At 48.0% G+C, this 19,031-nt stretch carries 6 protein-coding genes, 4 tRNA genes and 6 rRNA genes; 4 read left to right on the top strand and 12 right to left on the bottom strand.

What is annotated here, in order from left to right; translation table 11 throughout:
• Positions 1-4: 4 nt before the first annotated feature.
• From accC to fis, 4 genes are all read left to right on the top strand, one after another.
• Positions 5-1,348 (top strand): acetyl-CoA carboxylase biotin carboxylase subunit, encoded by a 1,344-nt coding sequence (gene accC / locus FR741_RS01095; RefSeq protein ID WP_005397839.1) that lies wholly within the window; start codon positions 5-7, stop codon positions 1,346-1,348.
• A gap of 165 nt (positions 1,349-1,513) precedes the next feature.
• Entirely contained in the window at positions 1,514-2,401 is an 888-nt protein-coding gene (gene prmA / locus FR741_RS01090; protein ID WP_012841316.1) for a 50S ribosomal protein L11 methyltransferase, read from the top strand.
• Between the two features lie 139 nt (positions 2,402-2,540).
• Entirely contained in the window at positions 2,541-3,509 is a 969-nt protein-coding gene (gene dusB, locus FR741_RS01085; RefSeq protein ID WP_041853011.1) for a tRNA dihydrouridine synthase DusB, read from the top strand.
• Between the two features lie 23 nt (positions 3,510-3,532).
• Positions 3,533-3,829 carry a DNA-binding transcriptional regulator Fis gene (gene fis / locus FR741_RS01080; protein ID WP_000462885.1) on the top strand — a complete coding sequence of 99 codons (297 nt, stop codon included), beginning with the start codon at positions 3,533-3,535 and terminating at the stop codon, positions 3,827-3,829.
• 74 nt (positions 3,830-3,903) lie between these two features.
• Here the strand turns inward: fis and FR741_RS01075 are convergent, their stop codons facing one another.
• The 12 genes from FR741_RS01075 to FR741_RS01020 form a co-directional block, all read right to left on the bottom strand.
• Positions 3,904-5,061 carry an MFS transporter gene (locus FR741_RS01075; protein WP_167426158.1) on the bottom strand — a complete coding sequence of 386 codons (1,158 nt, stop codon included), beginning with the start codon at positions 5,059-5,061 and terminating at the stop codon, positions 3,904-3,906.
• Entirely contained in the window at positions 5,058-6,629 is a 1,572-nt protein-coding gene (locus FR741_RS01070) for an ABC-F family ATP-binding cassette domain-containing protein (protein WP_104971038.1), read from the bottom strand. The genes FR741_RS01075 and FR741_RS01070 overlap by 4 nt, the downstream gene beginning before the upstream one ends.
• Before the next feature lie 932 nt (positions 6,630-7,561).
• Positions 7,562-7,638: transfer RNA gene (locus FR741_RS01065), tRNA-Asp, on the bottom strand.
• A gap of 46 nt (positions 7,639-7,684) precedes the next feature.
• A 5S ribosomal RNA gene (rrf, locus tag FR741_RS01060) occupies positions 7,685-7,801 on the bottom strand.
• An 85-nt stretch (positions 7,802-7,886) separates the two neighbouring features.
• Positions 7,887-10,777, bottom strand: a 23S ribosomal RNA gene (locus FR741_RS01055).
• A gap of 323 nt (positions 10,778-11,100) precedes the next feature.
• A tRNA-Val gene (locus FR741_RS01050) sits at positions 11,101-11,176 on the bottom strand.
• Between the two features lie 28 nt (positions 11,177-11,204).
• Positions 11,205-11,280, bottom strand: a tRNA-Lys gene (locus FR741_RS01045).
• Between the two features lie 2 nt (positions 11,281-11,282).
• Positions 11,283-11,358 (bottom strand) — tRNA-Glu (locus FR741_RS01040).
• Positions 11,359-11,448: 90 nt separating this feature from the next.
• A 16S ribosomal RNA gene (locus FR741_RS01035) occupies positions 11,449-13,001 on the bottom strand.
• Between the two features lie 331 nt (positions 13,002-13,332).
• Positions 13,333-13,449: ribosomal RNA gene (gene rrf, locus FR741_RS01030) — 5S ribosomal RNA — on the bottom strand.
• A gap of 93 nt (positions 13,450-13,542) precedes the next feature.
• Positions 13,543-16,433: ribosomal RNA gene (locus tag FR741_RS01025) — 23S ribosomal RNA — on the bottom strand.
• A 276-nt stretch (positions 16,434-16,709) separates the two neighbouring features.
• Positions 16,710-18,262: ribosomal RNA gene (locus FR741_RS01020) — 16S ribosomal RNA — on the bottom strand.
• The 16S, 23S and 5S rRNA genes sit together here with 4 tRNA genes alongside, the layout of an rRNA operon.
• Positions 18,263-19,031 lie beyond the last annotated feature (769 nt).

Genomic DNA, 19,031 nt, shown 5'->3' with positions numbered 1-19,031 from the left:
CCTTATGCTAGACAAAGTAGTCATCGCGAACCGAGGTGAAATTGCACTTCGTATTCTTCGCGCTTGTAAAGAATTAGGTATTAAGACCGTCGCTGTTCACTCGACAGCTGACCGCGATCTTAAGCACGTACTACTCGCAGACGAAACCGTGTGTATCGGCCCTGCTCGTGGTATCGACAGCTACCTAAATATCCCACGAATTATTTCTGCAGCAGAAGTAACAGGGGCCGTTGCCATTCACCCTGGTTACGGCTTCTTGTCAGAAAACGCAGACTTCGCTGAGCAAGTTGAGCGCAGTGGTTTCATCTTCGTTGGTCCAAAAGCAGACACTATCCGCCTGATGGGTGACAAAGTGTCGGCTATCAACGCAATGAAGAAAGCTGGCGTTCCTTGTGTACCTGGTTCTGACGGTCCTCTGGACAACGACGAAGAGAAAAACAAGGCGTTTGCTAAACGCATTGGTTATCCAGTCATCATCAAAGCGTCTGGTGGCGGCGGTGGCCGTGGTATGCGTGTCGTTCGCGCAGAAAAAGACCTAATCCAAGCGATTGCAATGACGCGCGCTGAAGCAAAAGCAGCGTTCAACAACGATATGGTTTACATGGAGAAATTCCTAGAAAACCCTCGTCACGTTGAAGTACAAGTTATCGCTGACGGTCAAGGCGGCGCAATCCACCTTGGTGAACGTGATTGTTCAATGCAACGTCGTCACCAAAAAGTAGTGGAAGAAGCTCCAGCACCAGGTATCACTGAAGAGATGCGTAAGTACATCGGTGAACGTTGTACTCGTGCATGTATCGAAATTGGCTACCGCGGCGCAGGTACGTTCGAATTCCTATACGAGAACGGTGAATTCTACTTCATCGAAATGAACACTCGTATTCAGGTAGAACACCCAGTAACAGAAATGGTTACCGGCATCGACCTAATCAAAGAACAGCTTCGCGTTGCTGCGGGTCAACCTCTGTCATTCACTCAAGATGACATTAAGATCCGTGGCCATGCGATTGAGTGCCGTATCAACGCAGAAGACCCAGAACGCTTCCTACCATCTCCAGGTAAGATCGAGCGTTTCCACGCGCCTGGCGGTATGGGTGTGCGTTGGGAATCACACATCTATTCTGGTTACACAGTACCACCTCATTACGATTCAATGATTGGTAAACTGATTACTTACGGTGAGAACCGTGATGTAGCGATTGCACGTATGAAAAACGCACTGGGTGAGATGATCATCGAAGGCATCAAAACTAACGTGCCACTGCAATTCTCTATTATGAATGACGAAAACTTCCAACACGGTGGTGCAAACATCCACTACCTAGAGAAGAAGCTTGGCTTACAATAAGCCTAAGCAAACGTCTTAAAAAATGCCCACTCCCGTGGGCATTTTTGTTTTATATGTACGCGAACGGCTCAACATATAAATCGGCTTATTTGGGTATATACTCAAACAAATCGTAGAGTTCTGGTAAACTCTGCGCCACTTCATTCACTTTAAGAGCAAAAACCAATGCCTTGGATTCAAATCAAACTCAACGCGACCAATGAAAACGCTGAGCAAATCGGCGATATGCTAATGGAAGAGACTGGCGCGCTGTCTGTTACATTCTTAGACGCGCAGGATACACCTGTATTCGAACCTCTACCTGGCGAAACTCGCTTATGGGGCGATACTGACATTCTGGCACTGTATGATGCAGAAGCAGACACTAACTTCATCATCGACCAAATTAAAGCGAGCAATATGCTGGCTGACAATTTTGCTTACAAAGTAGAACAGCTTGAAGATAAAGACTGGGAACGCGAATGGATGGAAAACTTCCACCCAATGAAATTTGGTGAACGCCTATGGATTTGTCCAAGCTGGCGCGACATTCCAGATCCTGACGCTGTTAATGTTATGTTGGATCCTGGCCTTGCATTCGGTACGGGTACTCACCCTACAACAGCACTTTGTCTTGAGTGGCTAGAAAGCATGGATCTTAGCGGTAAGACCGTTATCGACTTCGGTTGTGGCTCTGGCATTCTGGCGATCGCTGCGATCAAACTGGGCGCTGAAAAAGTGATAGGGATCGACATTGATCCTCAAGCACTGCTTGCTTCAAAAGACAATGCTGAGCGTAATGGCGTTGCAGACAAACTAGAAGTTTACTTACCGCAAAATCAACCAGAAGGTCTGATTGCAGACGTGGTTGTTGCTAACATTCTTGCTGGCCCATTGCGTGAACTTGCACCAATCATTAAAGGCCTAGTTAAGCCACATGGCGACCTCGCTATGTCTGGCGTATTAGACACTCAAGCCGAAGATGTTGCGAACTATTACCGTGACGAGCTTCACATTGACCCGATTGTTGAGCAAAGTGAATGGTGTCGCATCTCTGGTCGTAAGCAAGGCTAGACAAGGTTTTCAGAGCTAATTGTTTGAAATTCATACAATTTACAAAAACAATTTGTAAATGCTCAAATATTAGTCTTTTCACGCAGTGAAAAAATGCGTAAAATGCGCGCCCTTGCTGGTACAGAACTGTGATGACGTTTTGAAAATCGGAAACTATCAACTTAAGAACAATCTAATCGTAGCCCCTATGGCTGGTGTAACGGATAGACCGTTTCGCGAGTTGTGTCTTCGCTATGGTGCGGGAATGGCCGTCAGTGAAATGATGTCTGCTAACCCAAAACTATGGGGAACGTCAAAGTCGAAACAGCGCATGGTACACGAGGGCGAATCGGGCATTCGCTCTGTACAGATTGCGGGTTCCGATCCACAGCTTATGGCGGACGCAGCTCAATTCAGTGTTGAGAACGGTGCACAAATCATCGACATCAACATGGGCTGCCCGGCAAAAAAAGTGAATAAGAAGCTAGCGGGCTCTGCTCTGCTTCAATACCCAAACATTATCGAAGAGATTTTGAAAGCGGTCGTGAATGCAGTGGACGTTCCTGTAACGTTAAAGACTCGAACTGGCTGGGATACAGACAACAAGAACTGTGTCCAGATCGCTAAATTAGCCGAAAACTGCGGCATACAAGCTCTTGCTCTGCATGGCAGAACGAAAGCATGTATGTACAAAGGTGAGGCCGAATATGACAGCATTAAAGCGGTAAAAGAGGCGATTTCAATTCCGGTTATCGCGAACGGTGATATCGATAGCCCGGAGAAAGCCAAATTTGTACTGGAGTACACCGGTGCGGACGCTTTAATGATTGGACGCCCTGCCCAGGGTCGTCCGTGGATTTTCCAGGAAATCCATCACTATTTGGAAAACGGCACCACAATGGAGGAGCTTCCAACTGAGGAAGTGAAAACCATTATGCTTGGTCATGTAAATGCTCTGCATGAATTTTATGGGGAGTACTTAGGCCCACGTATCGCGCGCAAGCACGTTGGGTGGTACCTAAAAGAGCATGAACAGGCAAGTGAGTTTCGCCGTACCTTCAACGCTATCGACGCAGCTCCGCTGCAAATTGAGGCGTTAGAAGGTTATTTTGATAACGTTGCATCATAATTAAGAGAAGAGCTAGACCGAATATGTTCGAACAAAATCTGACTTCAGAAGCATTAACAGTAACTACAGTAACGTCACAAGACCAGATTACTCAGAAGCCTTTACGTGACTCTGTTAAAGCGTCTCTTAAAAACTACCTTGCTCAACTAAACGGCCAGGAAGTAACAGAACTATACGAATTAGTTCTAGCTGAAGTTGAACAGCCACTATTAGATACTATCATGCAGTACACTCGCGGTAACCAAACTCGCGCGGCAACTATGATGGGTATCAACCGCGGTACTCTTCGCAAAAAACTTAAGAAATACGGCATGAACTAAGACCGGCTTTCAAAAAGTATTTGGAACAAGCCGTTACCTTTTTAGGTAACGGCTTTTCTTTATCTACTAAAACACTACGAATAACGCTCACTTTGTTCAGCATTACCAACTGGCTTTAAGATAACCACTGCTGAGCCAAACAATAACAAAGCCACGACAGCGACCCATTCATGACCTACAGAATAAGCAAAGCCCGCCAAGGCAGACCAAATCGCGACACCAAAGTGCATCATACTCATTCCAGAAGACATCAGCACACCTCGATGTTCATCAGATAAGCTTGCTATATGTGCTTGTAACGCCGGAGAGCCTACCCCTCCAGCAAGAGACCAGAGCACTAGAGCTGGAAGATAAGCGGTCACCGTACTCATCTCATTTGAGAACACCCATGCACTGCAAGGTATGCACACCATTAAAGCCACTCGCATAACGGCTCGAGAGCTACCAAGCCAACGGCAAGCTCTCCCCACGCACATATTTCCAACCACACTCACGATCCCTAGAGCAGCATAAATAGCGCCCACCCAACCAAGCGCCAACTCGCTGGTATCTCGAATATGAAGGCCTATCAGGTTAAATACACCAATACCTCCCCCTAGGCCTAAACACATCGCTAGAATCGCCCTCAACGCGCCTGGAAGATGAATGACGTCTGTGATAGGCGGCAGAGTATCTAATGCCTTTGACTCATCATGCTTGTTGTTCATGAACACTACGCTCATGGCACCGACAAGAAGAGCCGCAACGCCCAAAATAATAAAAGCGGCACGCCATGATAAAAGCTGGGTCAACAATGCTCCGAGCGCCGGGCTGGTTATCATACCCAGCGTTAATCCCGCCTGAACCATCACAATTTGACGCATCGCTCTATTACCCTTCGCGTCTCCCGCCAACGCGAATGCAATTGGCAACATGCCTGCACTTGCAATACCTGTGATCACTCGACTTGCAATCGCAAGTTCAAAATCATGAACTATGCCCGTCGTAATAGACGCAACCCCAAATACGAAGCAAGCAGGCAACATGATACGAATACGCCCAACCCGGTCTGATAAACGTCCCAGGTAAGGAGCACAAATTGCTATAGCTAAACTATATGCCGTAATAAATAACGTAACCTGACTCGGTTGAACACTTAAATCATTTCCGATAGGTTCAAGAATAGATACAAGCATCAACTCATCAGCACCAACAAGAAAAGCAACAAGAAATAGGATCATGGACTGCATCATAGCGCCACCTCCTGTTCTGTTTCCGATTCAGCATAAGTGAGCAACGAAATATCTAAAACTCTATCAGGCCAAGATTGTAAAAACGCCTTCTCATGAGATACCACAATCACACTACCAGAAAAGCGCTGGAGAGCCTCTTTAAGCGCATTTTTACTGCTGCTATCCAAATGTGTCGTTGGCTCGTCCAACAGCAAAACATTGCATTTCTGGACTGATAAACAACAAAGTTTCACGCGAGTTTGCTCACCTCCACTTAATGTATCTAGGTGGCGCTGCGTCTTATCTCCGGTGACCCCAAAGCGAGCTAATAGCTTGCGTGATTCTTTGCTTGATATCGTTGGATCACAAGAGCATAGCTCCTGCTCAGGCGTGTGCTGAGGGTGACGCCAAGACAAATCTTGAGAAAAATACCCAATCATTGCACCTTTTGCCAATACCACCTCACCAGAGAGCGGCTCGATCTCCCCCATAAGGGTTTTAATTAAAGTCGACTTACCTACGCCGTTAAAACCAGAAACGACCAACTTCTCCCCGCGCGCTAACGTGATATCAAGCGCAGGAAGCAGAGGCTGCTGATAACCTATCATCAACGCTTTTGCGTCAATCACATACTGTTGCCCAATAGGCTGGTGAGCAAAGTCAAACATCGAAACTTTCTCTATACAATTCAGTTGAATACGTTCGATTTTATCCAGTTTTTTCTTGCGTCCCTTAGCAAGACTCGCGTTAACTCCAGCGCCATTTTTGGCAATAAATTGCTCTAACTTTCGAATTTCATTTTGCTGAGCCTTATATTGCTTTTCTAACAAAGCACCGTCGTGATGCTTTTGCTGCATTGCTTTGACATAAGTGCCGCTGTATTTTCGGACCGTTTGATAATCAATATCACAAATACTGGTCGCTACTTGATTAAGGAAGTCAATATCATGAGAAACCAGTAAAACAGTGCCAGTGTAATCGTTAAGAAACGTGACCAACCATTCAATGTGCAGAGCATCAAGATAGTTTGTCGGCTCGTCGAGAATTAACACATCGGGGTTGCGGAGTAACAACCTCCCTAAAAGGACCTTGTGTCTTTGACCCCCACTTAGCGAGACAAGCGGTGTATCTAAGCCAAATTGATAAATGCCAAGACCTACAGCAACTTGTTCAATTTTGGTATCAATTGCATAGAAGTCTTCATCTTCTAAATATGCCTGTAGTCGGGCGACTTGGCTTAAAAGAGATGTAGAGTGAGACTCGGTCATCGCCTGATACAAAGTCCAAAGCTTCTGCTCGGCAGCGTATAAGTTCTCAAAAGCACTCTTTAAGCATTCATAAACCGTCAGCGCATTATCCATCTTAAAATGTTGCTCTAAATACCCCACCTCAAGGTTTGGTAACCAGTCAATGCAGCCCTTATCTGCAGATAATTCACCGATAAGCAGTTTTAATAAGGTGCTTTTTCCAACGCCATTCGCTCCGGTGATACCTATTTTCTCTCCCACGTTAATTCGAAATGTCGCGTTATTATATAAACTCTTATCAGCGAGCTGATAAGACAAATTTTTAACTTGTAAAATACTCATGTTTTTAACCAAATAAAAAGGGCCGGTGATCAATACCGGCCCTTATTTCAATACTGGATAATGCTTTGTAGCTGCTTAACAGATACAAAAAGGCCGATGATGAAATATCACCGGCCATCTCTTCTCTTTTATCAGGTGTACAGACGCCTGCGTATAACTTCAGCGAAGTTACTCACGCATAAAACACCTGATGAAGATTAATTTAAGACTCCGAGCAACACTTCATCGCGTTTTTTGCACGGAGTTCAGCCTTCTTACAAAGCTTTTAAACAAGAGATATAACATGGTTTACTGTCGAAAAAACATTCGATGTGAAGCGTACACCTTTAGAATAAAAAGTGCCAGATAATTATTAAAACTATCGTGACTTACACGAAGGTCCACTGAAAGAAGACCTTTCCTCAGTCAATGTGCCAGCTGAACGACTTACTTAGCAAACACAGCTATGAGAGCACCTATACCGCTCACGTTATACGTACGTAGTGGTGGCTTTATCGGTTGGAGACGATTAGAGGGGAAGAAGTAGCAAATATCCTTTAAGGCAGGCACTGGCTTAAATAGATCTACAAACAAAATCCATGTTCGGAAAGTTTTAAATGCGCTGAGTTTATTTTAATGAGCGCCTGTGGCTAAATCAAAACATCTAAAGCAGAGAAATCTCCCCCGAAAATAACATAACCTAGTGAATTAACTTTCTAGGTAATAATAAAGGAAGCTTTGGTAAGTTAAGCACAGGGGCTCAAAACTAGAGCTCGAAACTGCAGAAACCACACAGAACTGCGCATCAACTCGTTCATGACAGGGCTTAGAAAGCATAGCGAAGAGGGAAGTCTGCCTCTCGATGCAAGGTTTCAATATGGAAATGAGGTTAAGGTAAGTCGGGTAACCAAAACGAAAAAAGCCCCAGTCTTTCGACTGAGGCTTAATATAAGTGGCGGAGTGGACGGGACTCGAACCCGCGACCCCCGGCGTGACAGGCCGGTATTCTAACCAACTGAACTACCACTCCGCAGTGGTATCACTCGCTTGTAATCAGCAAGTGTCCATAATTTAAAGCCTGGCGATGTCCTACTCTCACATGGGGAAGCCCCACACTACCATCGGCGCTATTTCGTTTCACTTCTGAGTTCGGCATGGAAGTCAGGTGGGTCCAAAACGCTATGGTCGCCAAGCAAATTCTTTAATTCGGAAAGCTGTTTTCGTTCTTACACATTCAATGTTCTTTCATTGAGTCCATCAAAACCCCTTGGGTGTTGTATGGTTAAGCCTCACGGGCAATTAGTACAGGTTAGCTCAACGCCTCACAACGCTTACACACCCTGCCTATCAACGTCGTAGTCTACGACAACCCTTTAGGATACTTAAAGTATCAGGGAGAACTCATCTCAAGGCTCGCTTCCCGCTTAGATGCTTTCAGCGGTTATCGATCCCGAACTTAGCTACCGGGCAATGCGTCTGGCGACACAACCCGAACACCAGAGGTCCGTCCACTCCGGTCCTCTCGTACTAGGAGCAGCCCCTTTCAATTCTCCAACGCCCACGGCAGATAGGGACCGAACTGTCTCACGACGTTCTAAACCCAGCTCGCGTACCACTTTAAATGGCGAACAGCCATACCCTTGGGACCGACTTCAGCCCCAGGATGTGATGAGCCGACATCGAGGTGCCAAACACCGCCGTCGATATGAACTCTTGGGCGGTATCAGCCTGTTATCCCCGGAGTACCTTTTATCCGTTGAGCGATGGCCCTTCCATTCAGAACCACCGGATCACTATGACCTGCTTTCGCACCTGCTCGAATTGTCATTCTCGCAGTCAAGCGGGCTTATGCCATTGCACTAACCTCACGATGTCCAACCGTGATTAGCCCACCTTCGTGCTCCTCCGTTACGCTTTGGGAGGAGACCGCCCCAGTCAAACTACCCACCAGGCACTGTCCGCAACCCCGATAAGGGGTCGACGTTAGAACATCAACACTACAAGGGTGGTATTTCAAGGACGGCTCCACGCAATCTAGCGACTGCGCTTCAAAGCCTCCCACCTATCCTACACATGTAGGGTCAATGTTCAGTGCCAAGCTGTAGTAAAGGTTCACGGGGTCTTTCCGTCTAGCCGCGGGTACACTGCATCTTCACAGCGATTTCAATTTCACTGAGTCTCGGGTGGAGACAGCGTGGCCATCATTACGCCATTCGTGCAGGTCGGAACTTACCCGACAAGGAATTTCGCTACCTTAGGACCGTTATAGTTACGGCCGCCGTTTACCGGGGCTTCGATCAAGAGCTTCGACCGAAGTCTAACCCCATCAATTAACCTTCCGGCACCGGGCAGGCGTCACACCGTATACGTCATCTTGCGATTTTGCACAGTGCTGTGTTTTTAATAAACAGTTGCAGCCACCTGGTATCTGCGACTCTCAATAGCTCCATCCGCGAGGGACTTCACCGTCGAGAGCGTACCTTCTCCCGAAGTTACGGTACCATTTTGCCTAGTTCCTTCACCCGAGTTCTCTCAAGCGCCTTGGTATTCTCTACCCGACCACCTGTGTCGGTTTGGGGTACGATTCCTTACAATCTGAAGCTTAGAGGCTTTTCCTGGAAGCATGGCATCAATGACTTCACATCCGTAGATGCTCGACGTCGTGTCTCAGCCTTAAAGAGAGCCGGATTTACCTAACTCTCAAGCCTACGCACTTGAACCTGGACAACCGTCGCCAGGCCCACCTAGCCTTCTCCGTCCCCCCATCGCAATTGTAAGAAGTACGGGAATATTAACCCGTTTCCCATCGACTACGCCTTTCGGCCTCGCCTTAGGGGTCGACTTACCCTGCCCCGATTAACGTTGGACAGGAACCCTTGGTCTTCCGGCGAGGAGGTTTTTCACCCCCTTTATCGTTACTCATGTCAGCATTCGCACTTCTGATACGTCCAGCATGCGTTACCACACACCTTCAACCGCTTACAGAACGCTCCCCTACCCAATGCACTAAAGTGCATTGCCGCAGCTTCGGTTTACTACTTAGCCCCGTTACATCTTCCGCGCAGGCCGACTCGACCAGTGAGCTATTACGCTTTCTTTAAATGATGGCTGCTTCTAAGCCAACATCCTGGCTGTCTGAGCCTTCCCACATCGTTTCCCACTTAGTAGTAATTTGGGACCTTAGCTGGCGGTCTGGGTTGTTTCCCTCTCCACGACGGACGTTAGCACCCGCCGTGTGTCTCCCGGATAGTACTTACTGGTATTCGGAGTTTGCAAAGGGTTGGTAAGTCGGGATGACCCCCTAGCCTTAACAGTGCTCTACCCCCAGTAGTATTCGTCCGAGGCGCTACCTAAATAGCTTTCGGGGAGAACCAGCTATCTCCAGGTTTGATTGGCCTTTCACCCCTAGCCACAAGTCATCCGCTAATTTTTCAACATTAGTCGGTTCGGTCCTCCAGTTGATGTTACTCAACCTTCAACCTGCCCATGGCTAGATCACCTGGTTTCGGGTCTATATCCAGAGACTGAACGCCCAGTTAAGACTCGGTTTCCCTACGGCTCCCCTAGATGGTTAACCTTGCCACTGAATATAAGTCGCTGACCCATTATACAAAAGGTACGCAGTCACAGGACAAAGCCTGCTCCTACTGCTTGTACGTACACGGTTTCAGGTTCTATTTCACTCCCCTCACAGGGGTTCTTTTCGCCTTTCCCTCACGGTACTGGTTCACTATCGGTCAGTCAGTAGTATTTAGCCTTGGAGGATGGTCCCCCCATATTCAGACAGGATATCACGTGTCCCGCCCTACTCGATTTCACTGAATATGCGTCGTCAGTTACGGGGCTATCACCCTGTATCGCCAAGCTTTCCAGCTTGTTCACCTAACGCCTATAAAGCTTAAGGGCTAGTCCAATTTCGCTCGCCGCTACTTTCGGAATCTCGGTTGATTTCTTTTCCTCGGGGTACTTAGATGTTTCAGTTCCCCCGGTTCGCCTCGTTATGCTATGTATTCACATAACGATACTTACTTATGTAAGTGGGTTTCCCCATTCGGAAATCCCAGACTCAAGTGGCTTTTACTGCCTAATCTGGGCTTATCGCAAGTTAATACGTCCTTCATCGCCTCTGACTGCCAAGGCATCCACCGTGTACGCTTAGTCACTTAACCATACAACCCGAAGGAGTTTCGAGTTGATGTTCAAATCACCAAAGTTGTCTCTCATTATTTGAATGAGCGAGAGACATATCGATTTTGCCGGACTCAAATTCCAAGAACACTTGAATGTGTTATTAGTTGTATTCATAAATGAATACTTTGAGAACTTTACAAACAACAATAAATTGTTGTTTTGTCAGCTTTCCAAATTGTTAAAGAGCTATGTTTCTTCACAAGGAAGTTACATTTTCTAAAGACTTTCAGAGTCAAAAGTACCAACCAGTATCAATTGCTTGTTCTGGTTTGGACGTTTTATTCCAAAAATACTTAGAGAATGGTGGGCGATACCGGGCTCGAACCAGTGACCCCCTGCTTGTAAGGCAGGTGCTCTCCCAACTGAGCTAATCGCCCACATTGTTTTGATTTCCGTGGAAGGAAATGGTGGGTCGTGCAGGATTCGAACCTGCGACCAATTGATTAAAAGTCAACTGCTCTACCAACTGAGCTAACGACCCAATGGTATCCCGTAGGGGAGTCGAACCCCTGTTACCGCCGTGAAAGGGCGGTGTCCTAGGCCTCTAGACGAACGGGACACTAAGTTGAACATCTTGGGGGATGTTCTATCTCTTAAACTTCATAAACCGTATCAATCTGTGTGAACACTCATCGCAATAATCATCGTATAAGGAGGTGATCCAGCGCCAGGTTCCCCTAGCGCTACCTTGTTACGACTTCACCCCAGTCATGAACCACAAAGTGGTAAGCGTCCCCCCGAAGGTTAAACTACCTACTTCTTTTGCAGCCCACTCCCATGGTGTGACGGGCGGTGTGTACAAGGCCCGGGAACGTATTCACCGTGGCATTCTGATCCACGATTACTAGCGATTCCGACTTCATGGAGTCGAGTTGCAGACTCCAATCCGGACTACGACGCACTTTTTGGGATTCGCTCACTCTCGCAAGTTGGCCGCCCTCTGTATGCGCCATTGTAGCACGTGTGTAGCCCTACTCGTAAGGGCCATGATGACTTGACGTCGTCCCCACCTTCCTCCGGTTTATCACCGGCAGTCTCCCTGGAGTTCCCGACATTACTCGCTGGCAAACAAGGATAAGGGTTGCGCTCGTTGCGGGACTTAACCCAACATTTCACAACACGAGCTGACGACAGCCATGCAGCACCTGTCTCAGAGTTCCCGAAGGCACCAATCCATCTCTGGAAAGTTCTCTGGATGTCAAGAGTAGGTAAGGTTCTTCGCGTTGCATCGAATTAAACCACATGCTCCACCGCTTGTGCGGGCCCCCGTCAATTCATTTGAGTTTTAATCTTGCGACCGTACTCCCCAGGCGGTCTACTTAACGCGTTAGCTCCGAAAGCCACGGCTCAAGGCCACAACCTCCAAGTAGACATCGTTTACGGCGTGGACTACCAGGGTATCTAATCCTGTTTGCTCCCCACGCTTTCGCATCTGAGTGTCAGTATCTGTCCAGGGGGCCGCCTTCGCCACCGGTATTCCTTCAGATCTCTACGCATTTCACCGCTACACCTGAAATTCTACCCCCCTCTACAGTACTCTAGTCTGCCAGTTTCAAATGCTATTCCGAGGTTGAGCCCCGGGCTTTCACATCTGACTTAACAAACCACCTGCATGCGCTTTACGCCCAGTAATTCCGATTAACGCTCGCACCCTCCGTATTACCGCGGCTGCTGGCACGGAGTTAGCCGGTGCTTCTTCTGCAGCTAACGTCAAATGAATACGCTATTAACGCATCCACCTTCCTCACTGCTGAAAGTACTTTACAACCCGAAGGCCTTCTTCATACACGCGGCATGGCTGCATCAGGCTTGCGCCCATTGTGCAATATTCCCCACTGCTGCCTCCCGTAGGAGTCTGGACCGTGTCTCAGTTCCAGTGTGGCTGATCATCCTCTCAGACCAGCTAGGGATCGTCGCCTTGGTGAGCCCTTACCTCACCAACTAGCTAATCCCACCTAGGCATATCCTGACGCGAGAGGCCCGAAGGTCCCCCTCTTTGGCCCGTAGGCATCATGCGGTATTAGCCATCGTTTCCAATGGTTATCCCCCACATCAGGGCAATTTCCTAGGCATTACTCACCCGTCCGCCGCTCGACGCCGTTATCGTTCCCCGAAGGTTCAGATAACTCGTTTCCGCTCGACTTGCATGTGTTAGGCCTGCCGCCAGCGTTCAATCTGAGCCATGATCAAACTCTTCAATTTAAGATTTTGTTCGGCTCAATGAATACTGAACATTCCTTTGCTAATAAATAGCTAAAGTAATGTTTGAATTGACTGTGCTGAGTCCGAAGACTCAATGGTCACTTCGTATCATTGAAACCTAAATTGTTTCCGAGGAAACTATTTGGATTATCATCAACGAGTGCCCACACAGATTGATAGGTCTATATTGTTAAAGAGCTTGGCTTTCAGTGCCTTAGCACGTAAGCGAGGTGCGTATAATACGCTTTCCACTTTGAAAGTCAACATAAAACTCTAAAAAGATTAGAACCTTATGGTGACTTGCTTAAATCTTAAGCAAGTGCAAAATAAAGCCTGGCGATGTCCTACTCTCACATGGGGAAGCCCCACACTACCATCGGCGCTATTTCGTTTCACTTCTGAGTTCGGCATGGAAATCAGGTGGGTCCAAAACGCTATGGTCGCCAAGCAAATTCTTTAATCTGGAAAGCTGTTTCTTAATTCTCGTTACTACACATTCAATGTTCTTTCATTGAGTCCATCAAAACCCCTTGGGTGTTGTATGGTTAAGCCTCACGGGCAATTAGTACAGGTTAGCTCAACGCCTCACAACGCTTACACACCCTGCCTATCAACGTCGTAGTCTACGACAACCCTTTAGGATACTTAAAGTATCAGGGAGAACTCATCTCAAGGCTCGCTTCCCGCTTAGATGCTTTCAGCGGTTATCGATCCCGAACTTAGCTACCGGGCAATGCGTCTGGCGACACAACCCGAACACCAGAGGTTCGTCCACTCCGGTCCTCTCGTACTAGGAGCAGCCCCTTTCAATTCTCCAACGCCCACGGCAGATAGGGACCGAACTGTCTCACGACGTTCTAAACCCAGCTCGCGTACCACTTTAAATGGCGAACAGCCATACCCTTGGGACCGACTTCAGCCCCAGGATGTGATGAGCCGACATCGAGGTGCCAAACACCGCCGTCGATATGAACTCTTGGGCGGTATCAGCCTGTTATCCCCGGAGTACCTTTTATCCGTTGAGCGATGGCCCTTCCATTCAGAACCACCGGATCACTATGACCTGCTTTCGCACCTGCTCGAATTGTCATTCTCGCAGTCAAGCGGGCTTATGCCATTGCACTAACCTCACGATGTCCAACCGTGATTAGCCCACCTTCGTGCTCCTCCGTTACGCTTTGGGAGGAGACCGCCCCAGTCAAACTACCCACCAGGCACTGTCCGCAACCCCGATAAGGGGTCGACGTTAGAACATCAACACTACAAGGGTGGTATTTCAAGGACGGCTCCACGCAATCTAGCGACTGCGCTTCAAAGCCTCCCACCTATCCTACACATGTAGGGTCAATGTTCAGTGCCAAGCTGTAGTAAAGGTTCACGGGGTCTTTCCGTCTAGCCGCGGGTACACTGCATCTTCACAGCGATTTCAATTTCACTGAGTCTCGGGTGGAGACAGCGTGGCCATCATTACGCCATTCGTGCAGGTCGGAACTTACCCGACAAGGAATTTCGCTACCTTAGGACCGTTATAGTTACGGCCGCCGTTTACCGGGGCTTCGATCAAGAGCTTCGACCGAAGTCTAACCCCATCAATTAACCTTCCGGCACCGGGCAGGCGTCACACCGTATACGTCATCTTGCGATTTTGCACAGTGCTGTGTTTTTAATAAACAGTTGCAGCCACCTGGTATCTGCGACTCTCAATAGCTCCATCCGCGAGGGACTTCACCGTCGAGAGCGTACCTTCTCCCGAAGTTACGGTACCATTTTGCCTAGTTCCTTCACCCGAGTTCTCTCAAGCGCCTTGGTATTCTCTACCCGACCACCTGTGTCGGTTTGGGGTACGATTCCTTACAATCTGAAGCTTAGAGGCTTTTCCTGGAAGCATGGCATCAATGACTTCACATCCGTAGATGCTCGACGTCGTGTCTCAGCCTTAAAGAGAGCCGGATTTACCTAACTCTCAAGCCTACGCACTTGAACCTGGACAACCGTCGCCAGGCCCACCTAGCCTTCTCCGTCCCCCCATCGCAATTGTAAGAAGTACGGGAATATTAACCCGTTTCCCATCGACTACGCCTTTCGGCCTCGCCTTAGGGGTCGACTTACCCTGCCCCGATTAACGTTGGACAGGAACCCTTGGTCTTCCGGCGAGGAGGTTTTTCACCCCCTTTATCGTTACTCATGTCAGCATTCGCACTTCTGATACGTCCAGCATGCGTTACCACACACCTTCAACCGCTTACAGAACGCTCCCCTACCCAATGCACTAAAGTGCATTGCCGCAGCTTCGGTTTACTACTTAGCCCCGTTACATCTTCCGCGCAGGCCGACTCGACCAGTGAGCTATTACGCTTTCTTTAAATGATGGCTGCTTCTAAGCCAACATCCTGGCTGTCTGAGCCTTCCCACATCGTTTCCCACTTAGTAGTAATTTGGGACCTTAGCTGGCGGTCTGGGTTGTTTCCCTCTCCACGACGGACGTTAGCACCCGCCGTGTGTCTCCCGGATAGTACTTACTGGTATTCGGAGTTTGCAAAGGGTTGGTAAGTCGGGATGACCCCCTAGCCTTAACAGTGCTCTACCCCCAGTAGTATTCGTCCGAGGCGCTACCTAAATAGCTTTCGGGGAGAACCAGCTATCTCCAGGTTTGATTGGCCTTTCACCCCTAGCCACAAGTCATCCGCTAATTTTTCAACATTAGTCGGTTCGGTCCTCCAGTTGATGTTACTCAACCTTCAACCTGCCCATGGCTAGATCACCTGGTTTCGGGTCTATATCCAGAGACTGAACGCCCAGTTAAGACTCGGTTTCCCTACGGCTCCCCTAGATGGTTAACCTTGCCACTGAATATAAGTCGCTGACCCATTATACAAAAGGTACGCAGTCACAGGACAAAGCCTGCTCCTACTGCTTGTACGTACACGGTTTCAGGTTCTATTTCACTCCCCTCACAGGGGTTCTTTTCGCCTTTCCCTCACGGTACTGGTTCACTATCGGTCAGTCAGTAGTATTTAGCCTTGGAGGATGGTCCCCCCATATTCAGACAGGATATCACGTGTCCCGCCCTACTCGATTTCACTGAATATGCGTCGTCAGTTACGGGGCTATCACCCTGTATCGCCAAGCTTTCCAGCTTGTTCACCTAACGCCTATAAAGCTTAAGGGCTAGTCCAATTTCGCTCGCCGCTACTTTCGGAATCTCGGTTGATTTCTTTTCCTCGGGGTACTTAGATGTTTCAGTTCCCCCGGTTCGCCTCGTTATGCTATGTATTCACATAACGATACTTACTTATGTAAGTGGGTTTCCCCATTCGGAAATCCCAGACTCAAGTGGTTTTTACTACCTAATCTGGGCTTATCGCAAGTTAATACGTCCTTCATCGCCTCTGACTGCCAAGGCATCCACCGTGTACGCTTAGTCACTTAACCATACAACCCGAAGGAGTTTCGAATTGATGTTAAACAACCAAAGTTGTCTCTCATTATTTGAATGAGCGAGAGACATTCGATTTTGCCGGACTCAAATTCCAAGAACACTTGAATGTGTTATTAGTTGTATTCATAAATGAATACTTTGAGAACTTTACAAACAACAATAAATTGTTGTTTTGTCAGCTTTCCAAATTGTTAAAGAGCAATAATAGCTCGAAGCTTTCGCTTCAAAACCATCAATCTGTGTGAACACTCATCGCAATAATCATCGTATAAGGAGGTGATCCAGCGCCAGGTTCCCCTAGCGCTACCTTGTTACGACTTCACCCCAGTCATGAACCACAAAGTGGTAAGCGTCCCCCCGAAGGTTAAACTACCTACTTCTTTTGCAGCCCACTCCCATGGTGTGACGGGCGGTGTGTACAAGGCCCGGGAACGTATTCACCGTGGCATTCTGATCCACGATTACTAGCGATTCCGACTTCATGGAGTCGAGTTGCAGACTCCAATCCGGACTACGACGCACTTTTTGGGATTCGCTCACTTTCGCAAGTTGGCCGCCCTCTGTATGCGCCATTGTAGCACGTGTGTAGCCCTACTCGTAAGGGCCATGATGACTTGACGTCGTCCCCACCTTCCTCCGGTTTATCACCGGCAGTCTCCCTGGAGTTCCCGACATTACTCGCTGGCAAACAAGGATAAGGGTTGCGCTCGTTGCGGGACTTAACCCAACATTTCACAACACGAGCTGACGACAGCCATGCAGCACCTGTCTCAGAGTTCCCGAAGGCACCAATCCATCTCTGGAAAGTTCTCTGGATGTCAAGAGTAGGTAAGGTTCTTCGCGTTGCATCGAATTAAACCACATGCTCCACCGCTTGTGCGGGCCCCCGTCAATTCATTTGAGTTTTAATCTTGCGACCGTACTCCCCAGGCGGTCTACTTAACGCGTTAGCTCCGAAAGCCACGGCTCAAGGCCACAACCTCCAAGTAGACATCGTTTACGGCGTGGACTACCAGGGTATCTAATCCTGTTTGCTCCCCACGCTTTCGCATCTGAGTGTCAGTATCTGTCCAGGGGGCCGCCTTCGCCACCGGTATTCCTTCAGATCTCTACGCATTTCACCGCTACACCTGAAATTCTACCCCCCTCTACAGTACTCTAGTCTGCCAGTTTCAAATGCTATTCCGAGGTTGAGCCCCGGGCTTTCACATCTGACTTAACAAACCACCTGCATGCGCTTTACGCCCAGTAATTCCGATTAACGCTCGCACCCTCCGTATTACCGCGGCTGCTGGCACGGAGTTAGCCGGTGCTTCTTCTGTCGCTAACGTCAAACAACGCCGCTATTAACGACGCCGCCTTCCTCACGACTGAAAGTACTTTACAACCCGAAGGCCTTCTTCATACACGCGGCATGGCTGCATCAGGCTTGCGCCCATTGTGCAATATTCCCCACTGCTGCCTCCCGTAGGAGTCTGGACCGTGTCTCAGTTCCAGTGTGGCTGATCATCCTCTCAGACCAGCTAGGGATCGTCGCCTTGGTGAGCCCTTACCTCACCAACTAGCTAATCCCACCTAGGCATATCCTGACGCGAGAGGCCCGAAGGTCCCCCTCTTTGGCCCGTAGGCATCATGCGGTATTAGCCATCGTTTCCAATGGTTATCCCCCACATCAGGGCAATTTCCTAGGCATTACTCACCCGTCCGCCGCTCGACGCCGTTATCGTTCCCCGAAGGTTCAGATAACTCGTTTCCGCTCGACTTGCATGTGTTAGGCCTGCCGCCAGCGTTCAATCTGAGCCATGATCAAACTCTTCAATTTAAGATTTTGTTCGGCTCAATGAATACTGAACATTACATAAAGTAATGTTTGAATTGACTGTGCTGAATCCGAAGATTCAATGGTCACTTCGTTTCATTGAAACCTAATTTGAAACCGAAGTTTCTAATTGGATTATCATCAACGAGTGCCCACACAGATTGATAGGTTTATATTTTTAAAGAGCTTTTCTAACTTATCCAGCAACTTAGTTGCTCGTCGTTAGGGGTGCGTATCTTACTCCGCACCGTGAGAGAGTCAAGCATTTTTTCAAATTTCTTTTTCTCTCACTTCCGACTCGCTGTGTGACTTTCGTCTCACTCCGTGTCGGTGGATGCGCAGTATAGGGAGTTGAGAAATTAGCACAAGCGTTTTTTGCAAAAAAACTTTCAACCGAACAAATAACAAGCATCCTGCATAGATACTCAACGATTTTGTCTAATATTTCGGGTTGTAGAGGATCTTTTCATGAAGAAACACCTGACTTCTGCATTAAAAGACCGCCGATTTCTTGGTAATTTCGATCGCTGATCTTATCTCTCTTGGTTCTTTTTTCTCTTTCTAACTATATAAAGACGAAAAAAAGAGCAGAACGATAACGAACTGCTCTTTGGTCTTTGCTTTTTACTTGGGGTACTTCAGGTGAAGTCTTGGAAATTGCTTCTTCTATATAGAAGAAAAGATCAGAGCATCCTTGCCCTTCTCTTTACGACAGATTAGTTAGGGGTATATCTAAATGTCGTTATTGTTCGATGACACATTGAGCTCGTAA

It is taken from the genome of Vibrio diabolicus, assembly GCF_011801455.1.
Classification (GTDB): Bacteria; Pseudomonadota; Gammaproteobacteria; order Enterobacterales; family Vibrionaceae; genus Vibrio; species Vibrio diabolicus.
The sequence above is the reverse complement of the archived record's forward strand: the minus strand, read 5'-3'. Positions and strand labels throughout refer to the sequence as shown.